Here is a 7,563-nt window from a genome sequence, read left to right on the forward strand (position 1 = left end):
GCATGGACGACACGCGGGGGCAGGAGCACGTCAAGCTGAGTACCGAGCACAGTGGCAAGAGCCAGCTGAGTCTTGGGCATCTGGTGGATGGTGAGCGCCAACCGCGAGGCCAGGGAGCCGAATTGCGTACCGATGGCCATGCCGCCATCCGTGCGGGCAGCGGCATCTTCATCAGTGCTGACGCACAGCCCAAAGCGCAGGGGCAGATGCTTGAAATGAGCGCCGCGCTGGGCCGGTTACAGCAGGCGGGCGAACAGTTGGCCGGGTTGTCAGTAGACGCCCAGGCAGCCCATGCAGACCCCGCCGATGTACAAGCGCAGTTGAAGTTGCTCAAGCAAGACCTGGAGCAACTCAAGTCGTCCGTGCTGATGTTCAGCGCGCCTGATGGCGTTGCCATGACCAGCGGCCAGCACCTGCAATTGGCGGCGCAAGACAACCTGATGATCAACGCTGGGGCCGAGGCAGATATCAGCGTGGTCAAGCGACTGTTCATCGGTGTGGGTCAGGGGGTAAGCCTGTTTGTGCGCAAGCTGGGGATCAAGCTGATCGCAAATCAGGGGGCGGTAAAGATCCAGGCGCAAAACGACAAGCTGGAGTTACTTGCGCGTCACGGCTTGGACATCACCAGTACCGAGGACGAGATTCATATCACGGCGAAAAAGAAGATCACCCTCAACGCAGGGGGCAGCTACATCACCCTCAATCCGAGCAGCATCGAGTCTGGGACTCAGGGGGACTACCTCATCAAGTCGGCGTACTTCGACTTCCTGGCTCCAGCCCAACAAGTTCTGGATATGCCGCAGCCACCTCAATTGACCGAGCATAAATCCAAGGCCAACGGGCCTGCGGATTTCTCTGGCTGATCCCTTTGCGAACCAGGAGCGAATCACATCATGGCTAACTTGTTCTCTGTGTTTTTTAACCTTTTAAACCCTGGCCGAAAGGCGCCGATTTATGTGCCGGACGCATTGACTTCAACAGCGCCGCAGATACCGTTGGAAGAGGCTACCGCGTTAACGCAAACAAATACCAACACACTGCAACCGCTGAAAAGTTGGAGCCATCCCTTTAAGGACAAAAGCAACTCACTGCTTCAACTAACCCAAATGGCCAAGGCAGCAGCCGGTTACTACCCATTGGGCCGCAATGGCCTTTGGCACGGCGGGGTGCATTTCGACAGCGGCACGGCCGGTACCTTGGATCAATCCAGCGTGCATTGCCTGGCCGACGGAGAGGTGGTGGCCTATCGCATTGATGCGTGCTCGCCGACCACCGCTTACTTCACTGAAGAACTGTGCGTACACAAGCCCTTTTCACGCAACTTTGTACTGGTCCGCCATCGCCTCGAAGCGCCCAGGATTGAGGTGAGCCCAGACATACCGCCGAGCCTGATCTTTTATAGCCTGTATATGCACCTGCAGGACTGGGCGGTTTACCGGAATGACTCTTCCATCCTCCGTCCGGCATTTTGGCCCGAGGGGCTGACCCGCCGAGTCAAGGCCACGGTTAGCGACGTACGCGCAGGCCCTCCTGAGCAACGAGGCCTGAATGTGCGTAACCAGGCGCAGGGCGGCAGGGTATTGGCGCTGCTGCCACGAGGCGAGGAGGTGACCGTCAGCGGTGAGGGTGAGTATCGCAAGCTGGAAAACACTAACGGACCAGATGTACTGAAAAATGCCGACGGCTCACTGCTCGGTTTCCTTTCGGTTGACTATCTGGTCCCCACCGTCGGGGATGAGTATCGGGTCAAAGCGACTCCCTCACTGCGTGTCCGCGCAGAAGCGAACACCAGCAGCGCCGTCCTTATGGAGTTGCCCGATGGCACGGAAGTTACCGTCAGCGGTGAAGGCAGGTTCCGCAAGTTGGAGCGTGTTAATCAATACGTTCATTTCAACTCGCTGGAAGGCGCCCCGGAACCGCTAGCCGACCGCATCTTGGTGCTCGATCAGCCCATCCCGATCAAGGCGGGCGATTTGATCGGTCACATTGGCGAGTATCAAGGCGGCAATGCCGAGCACCCGGAAAAGAAGCTGCACCTGGAAGTGTTCAGTGCCGACCACGTGGAGCCATTTATCGAGGCAAGCCGTGCCTGGGCCCAGCGACTACCTGCTGCCAGCAAGACCTGGCTGAAATTCTTCAAGGGCACCGCAGTAGTGACGCATCAGGAGCGTTTCAGCGCCACACAACCTCCCACGCTCAGCGCCGCCAGCACGCCCAGTGATGCTGATCTACTGGTGCCCAAAAGCCTGATTGATGGCCTGCCGGCAGACAAAAAAATCGTAGTCACCGCAACGCCAGATCGAAGCGCCTGTAACTGGTATTGGCTTGATGGGCTATTCCACGACGCAAACGGTGTGTTACTCGATGGTTGGGTGCGTGAAGAGGTGGGTGTCACGCCGTGGTTCAGTCCATGGTCGTGGGAGGGCTACGACGTCGTCTTCAACTATGACTCCCCTCGGCAAACCCTGGCGTCTTTTTTTCGAGCGGCTGGTCGTTTTAATGAAGAGCAACTTGAACGCCACGGCCCGTGGGCCGACATGTCGGATAAAGGGCCGATGAAGAATCGTCTGTACGACATCATTGATCGAGACCGTGATGGAGTGTTGACGGCTGAAGAGTTGCAGGCGGCGATTCGACTACCGGCACACGCGCAGTCGCTGTCACAACTGATCATCCACTACGAAAGTGAGTGGCGCCACGAACCGCATAAGTGGGACGCATTGGATGAAGTACTGGGGCATAGCGGCTCGACTCCACTTTTGAACTGGGTGGCGGAGAAGGAGCGGATCAGGGAGATCAGTTGGTGGAATGAGGTGGCGGAGGTAGTTGGATTGCCGAAACACGGGCAAGTTTATCATCTGCATCCAATAGGCATGCTTAGTTGCTTTGCCGCAGCCTCTGAGCGTCAACTAATAACCCGTGCCATGCTAAAAAAAGCGAGATCTACTATAGAAGACTCTTATTGTGATGCAATATTGCCCATTTTAAATAAATATGCAAAATTATATAGTGTTGATACTCCTCTTAGAGTTTCTCATCTGTTGGCGCAGGTTGGTCACGAAAGTGGGTTTAAGGTGCGGGAAGAAAACCTGAACTATACACCAGTTCGTATGAGGAAAATTTTTGGCTGTCGAAATAATCAAGCCGGCTATGATGATTCAAAGGATGAGTGTGTTTATTTTCCTAGACTTCGCCCTAAGCTTTGGAGTGATTCAGGCATGTATGCCAATAATCCCACTAATTTAGGAAGTTATGTTTATGCCAATAGGAATGGTAATGGAGATGAGGCAAGCCAAGAAGGATATAAATATCGCGGGCGAGGAATTATACAGTTGACTGGAAAAAACAATTATCGTGAGTATTCTCGTATACATAATCAAAAAGATCCTTCCGATCCTAGAGATTTTCTGGATAACCCAGATTTAATAGTCACCGATTTGAAGTATGGGGTGGAGTCAGCTTTTGTCTGGTGGAGCATGAGTGGAATGAATGATGTGATTGAACGTTCGTACGTGTTGAGAACTGAAGAGAGAATTGTTGAACATGTTACAGATGTTTCGAGACGAGTGAATGGGGGTGTGATTGGGTTGGAGGAACGTGTTTCTCTTTTTAATGAGTTGCGGAGCATGGTTGAGCTGGAGCTGAATTCATAATGGGTAAGCTTTTTTTATTTGTGCTGTTTGGATGTTCGGCGTCAATTTGTGCTCAAGACAGGAGCTATTCTTTAAATTCAAGCTTTCATGATGCCCAGACAGTTGAGTTCGTGTCAGTGGATGGCGAGCGTGGCCGAACTATAAAAGGCCGCCTGTCAGGTAAAAATGGAGTGCAGTACCATATTCCCGATGTGTGCGAGCCTGAGGGTGGGGAAGCTGAGCTAGTTGATGCTTATACTGTAAAAGGAAAGGAAAGTTATTTTCTATTTACTTGTGCTTGGATCGTTCAGCATTCTGGTATTGGTATTGATGGAACCCAATATGAGACTTTCGTTTATACTCGGGAGAATCCAAGCTTAATAGTAAAGCAAACGGAATTCTCCAAAAAACTGTCCGGTTATGAAGGGCGGTTAGAGGGAGGAGGTAGAAGCCATTTTTGGTACTCAAAGCGTAAAATTGCCAGTGTGAAAATACTGGAACTTGAGGCTGGAAAGTCGATGGACTCTATATCTCTCGCGAGTAGTGTTGTTCGAGATCGCCTGAGTGATGCAGATGTAGATGCAATAAAGGCCTATCTTGGGGCTGAGCGAATCCAGCAATTGCTTGTGGATTTTCCTGTCGGTAGGTCTACTGTAGTTGCGTACAATGATATTGGCTATGCGTTGGCGTTCGCCGGTGAGGAAGTGATAGCGTATGAAATATTAAAAAGGGTAGAGGAAGTTGCTCCTGGTAGAGTTGCTCTCAAATTAAATATCGCTGATGTATTATGGTCGTCCGACAAAGAACATTCGAGGGTGTACTATAAGCAGTATGTTAGTTTGATGGGGGAGGTTGGAAAGGAAAGGTTAATTCCGTTAAGGGTGATTGAACGTATCAATTCTAATTGATGGTGTGTAATAGTTGAGATTTTGCTTCGTGTTGCAGAAGTGCTTGGTGCTGGCGCTTTTGAGTGGTGCATATTTTAGGCGCGGTTTGATGAGTATGGGGTTTTTGGAAGGATTCCGACGTGAAGGTGATTGATTTTAAAATTTTATTTTTTTAATTTTCTGGGTTTTCATGTAACTTCACATGGTACTGAAGTTGGTGTGGGCATCTGATAAGTTGGTGAGCGCCTCGTGGTATTTGAGTGAGAAAAAAGCAGAGTTTTATCTTTTTGTGCTATCTCAGATAAAATGTTAGTTAGATACAGGTTTGATTTGAGTTCTAATGTGGAGATAGATTCTGTATTTTTAAGTGGGGTGCCAGTAAGTCGATGGGTAGGTGCTGCTACCTATACCGTTTTTTTGGGGTTTAGGCGGGGCCGATATAGTTGCATTTTTGAGTCCCACAGGAGAAGTTGGGTGCTAAAGCGTTTCTATAAGTGGGAGAGAATAACAAACTTCTAATGAAGTCTGAATGCGCTCGCAATTCTTTCGGAGAGGAGGAGGTAGGGAGTGAGGCGATTAAGGAGGTTGCTGATGAGTTTGTTAGAAGCGGAAGCTTTGTTTTTCCGCCTGGTTGATAGTTTGAAAATATATTTTTGTGAGAAGGGTTAAGGGTGATGCGAACGATTTTTTAAATCTGAAAGCAACTTTTAACTAATGTTTTGGATTTTTTAATTTGGCGATAGTGATACTCACAACTGTGGTATCGGCTTGTCTGTTTTCTGATGTTTTTAGTAGGAGAAATTATGAGAGGTTCGAATCTGTCGGGAATAATAGGCGAGGATTTTTCTTGAGTTTTAAGATGTGCTTGATAGATATATTTTCTGCACAAGACAAGTAATTTAGTTGCTTCTAAAGTGGAGATTGAACATGAAAAATATCATTCGCATAGGTGATAAAACAACTGGCGGCGGCGCTATTCTATCAGGATCCACTGTCATGATTTTCAGAGACATTGGTGCTGCTCGCAAGGGCGACCCGGTGGACTGTCCGATTCCTGGCCACGGTCGAACAGAGATTGCCGAAGGGCACCCAACGTTTCATGACCACGGCATTCCGGTCGCGTTTCATGGGCATCGTTGCGCATGTGGTTGCACCTTGATTTCGTCTCTGCCTCAAGTGAGTGCGAGCTAGTCATGCCGGTCAGAATGGATCAAGTCCCCGCACCGTCTCCACGACCTTCACGGCCTAGGGGTTGGCTTTGGTTAGGTGTGCTGCCACTGATGCTTTTGCTGCTTGGTGTGTGCGGGACGTTTTTGTTCGGTACTCAATCGTTACGCGAAACTTCTCCGAGTTTCTGGGGGCTGGCCCTGGGCGCTCCATTCTTGGGCTGGTGTCTGCTTAGCTTCGGGCGTGTTTTGTTGTATTTCGGTCAACAACAGGTGGCTGACGGCTGGGATAAAGCACGTGAGGAGGATTTGGCTTACAAAATCCGGCGAGGTCGGCGCGCCCAACAGGTGTTGGGTGTCAGCCTGCACACGGCATTACGCGAACCGGGAACTTCCTCTGCAACACAACTGACTGCGTTGCTGCGCTCAGCCGAAGTGCTTTGGGCTCAACCGTGCATGCCGGACCAAACTGTTTCTCGGCACAGCCGTCTTACTAGTGGTGTGCATGAAAACCCCGAGCAAGTATTGGGACGAGTATTCAGGCTGGTACTTGCCGATCTGTTGCCAGTCCTAAGACGGGCGTCCGCTGACTCACCACTTGCTGTGCTTCTGGAGGTCGATAGCGCTCTGCCGGAAAACCTGTGGCAGCACGCTTGGCGACAAGCCTGGAGCGAATCCGACATCCGCCAGCCCACTGTCCCTGTCGAAGGCAGTGGCCTTGCCGCAATGGACCAATGGCTCGATCAGCGAATTGGCGACAATGTGTCTTTATTGGTCGTGGCTTTGCAGTTTGCACCGCAGCAGGCAGAGGGAACGGCTGAAGCGGCGGTCGGGCTGCTTTTTGGTAACCGTCTGACGCAAACCGTCTTGCCCCCAATCGCCTACCTGCATCGCCCGGAGCAGGCGCGCGAGCCGAACACCGACGCTTTGTTCTACGCCGCGCGCCAGGCATTGGATTAGGTGCCTCTCGACGCGCAGTCGATCCAGCAAACCTGGCGAGTGGGAGTTGATGTGCGGAGGAATGAGGCGCTGAGCAACGTCTTGGCGGCCGTGCCGCTCCCTGCGAAGAACAATCAAGGGTTTTACAACCTAGATACCTCGCTGGGGAACCCGGGCAAAACATCATCGTGGCTGGCGATTGCCGCCGCAACGCAGACCATTCAGCGCGGCGCCGGGCCGCAATTCATTTTCAGCGGGAGCGGCTGTGTTGATGCAGGGCTCTGGAGCACGGTCTTGACGCCTGTGCCATCGCTTTCGAAATAGGAACTTCGAATGCAGACTCGACGTGTTGTGTGGTTGGGAGCTTTGCTCGTTGTACTGGTGTTGATCGGTATGGGGCTGGGTGTATTGGTCTGGCAGTACCCCGAGCTGGTTGGACTTCGCTCTGGTGGTGATCGCCAAATCGCGGGATTGTGGGTGATAGCCGTTACGACCTTGGTTCTGGTGATGTGCGTTGTGAGCTACCATTTTTTGGGGCACCAGTTGGGACATTCGGCTTACCGGCAAGTGCAGGCGGATGATGTGCCTCGGCCTATGCAGGCTGACCATTCCAAGACCATTGATACAGAGGCCGCGCGACGCGTTAGCTCGATTAGAAAGCAACTGCGTGCTCGCCACGGCCTCTTCTGGCGCCACAAAACCCGCCTACTACTGGTCATCGGCGAACCCACCGAAATCGAGGCCCTCGCCCCAACCTTGACCAAGCTCTTCTGGCTGGAAGGCCAAGGCACCGTCCTGCTCTGGGGCGGCAGCGCCCAGTTGGCGTTGGATCAGTCCTTCCCCGAGCGATGGAAAGGCCTGAGCCGCTGGCGTGCATTGGACGGGGTGGTCTGGGCACTGAGCAAAACCCAAGTCGCCGACGATGCCGCGATGGGCGCG

5 protein-coding genes and 1 pseudogene are annotated in these 7,563 nt (G+C 52.2%); all 6 read left to right on the top strand.

Annotated features, from left to right (window positions below; all coding sequences use genetic code 11):
- A partial coding sequence (locus tag J1G35_RS30245) for a type VI secretion system Vgr family protein (RefSeq protein ID WP_223016836.1) occupies positions 1-863 on the top strand: 863 nt, incomplete at its 5' end.
- A 30-nt stretch (positions 864-893) separates the two neighbouring features.
- A complete protein-coding gene (locus tag J1G35_RS30250) occupies positions 894-3,653 on the top strand; it encodes a hypothetical protein (RefSeq protein ID WP_223016837.1) in 2,760 nt (919 codons plus the stop codon).
- Positions 3,653-4,540, top strand: a complete 888-nt coding sequence (locus tag J1G35_RS30255) for a hypothetical protein (RefSeq protein ID WP_223016838.1) — start codon at positions 3,653-3,655, stop codon at positions 4,538-4,540. The genes J1G35_RS30250 and J1G35_RS30255 overlap by 1 nt, the downstream gene beginning before the upstream one ends.
- A 906-nt stretch (positions 4,541-5,446) precedes the next feature.
- Positions 5,447-5,710, top strand: coding sequence for a PAAR domain-containing protein (locus tag J1G35_RS30260; protein ID WP_082340978.1), 264 nt, complete (start codon positions 5,447-5,449; stop codon positions 5,708-5,710).
- Positions 5,711-5,799: 89 nt separating this feature from the next.
- Complete coding sequence (locus J1G35_RS30265; RefSeq protein ID WP_262417479.1) at positions 5,800-6,645, top strand: hypothetical protein; 846 nt, start codon at positions 5,800-5,802, stop codon at positions 6,643-6,645.
- 312 nt (positions 6,646-6,957) lie between these two features.
- Positions 6,958-7,563 (top strand): annotated as a pseudogene (locus J1G35_RS31135) (type VI secretion protein VasK); the annotation flags it as partial.

Source organism: Pseudomonas sp. SH10-3B (genome assembly GCF_019891415.1).
GTDB lineage: Bacteria > Pseudomonadota > Gammaproteobacteria > Pseudomonadales > Pseudomonadaceae > Aquipseudomonas.

Coding starts and splice junctions, on each gene's coding strand:
- J1G35_RS30250 (WP_223016837.1), top strand. CDS start 894: ATGGCTAACTTGTTCTCTGTGTTTTTTAACCTTTTAAACCCTGGCCGA.
- J1G35_RS30265 (WP_262417479.1), top strand. CDS start 5,800: ATGCTTTTGCTGCTTGGTGTGTGCGGGACGTTTTTGTTCGGTACTCAA.
- J1G35_RS30260 (WP_082340978.1), top strand. CDS start 5,447: ATGAAAAATATCATTCGCATAGGTGATAAAACAACTGGCGGCGGCGCT.
- J1G35_RS30255 (WP_223016838.1), top strand. CDS start 3,653: ATGGGTAAGCTTTTTTTATTTGTGCTGTTTGGATGTTCGGCGTCAATT.